The sequence below is a fragment of the Vibrio sp. 1288 genome, from assembly GCF_033344475.1.
Genome location: NZ_JAWPOX010000815.1, coordinates 1 through 593, shown reverse-complemented (window position 1 = coordinate 593; position 593 = coordinate 1). Strand labels below are relative to the sequence as shown.

Genomic DNA, 593 nt, shown 5'->3' with positions numbered 1-593 from the left:
GCTGGCATTGTCCCAGCGGTTGAGTTTGTCTCGAACGGCCCGAGTTCAAGCCAAAATGACGGTGCACGCTGCGCCAACGCGCCAGTTATTGATGAAGATGACCCAATCGATTTTGGCGATGCTCCAGATAGTTACCACACGCTTCTTTCCTCAAACGGTCCACGACACGAAATCGATGGTGTGACATGGCTTGGTGTCATTGCGCCTGATGGCGATCCTGACGGACAAATTGCACCTTCTGGCGACAACAAAGTTGGTACCGCAGACGAAGATGGTGTTGGCTTTGTTGCCGCACTCGATCCAGGTTTGAGTTCACTGGTGAATGTAACGGCGTCTACTTCTGGCTACTTGTCTGCTTGGTTTGACTGGAACCGAGACGGTGATTTCGCAGATGAAGGTGAACAAGTATTTACAGACCAGTTACTCGCAGCAGGAAACAACACACTTCCATTTATCGTCTCTGAATTGGCAACCGCAGGACCAAGTTGGAGCCGATTCCGCTTTAGTCAACAAACAGGGCTCAAATACGATGGCGGCTCAACCTCCGGCGAAGTGGAAGATCATCCAATCACTATCACCGAAAATGGCTTATC

1 protein-coding gene is annotated in these 593 nt (G+C 50.6%); it reads left to right on the top strand.

Annotated elements, in window-relative coordinates; translation table 11 throughout:
* On the top strand, window positions 1–593 hold a 593-nt coding region (locus R8O11_RS29525), incomplete at both ends, for a GEVED domain-containing protein (RefSeq protein ID WP_318195164.1).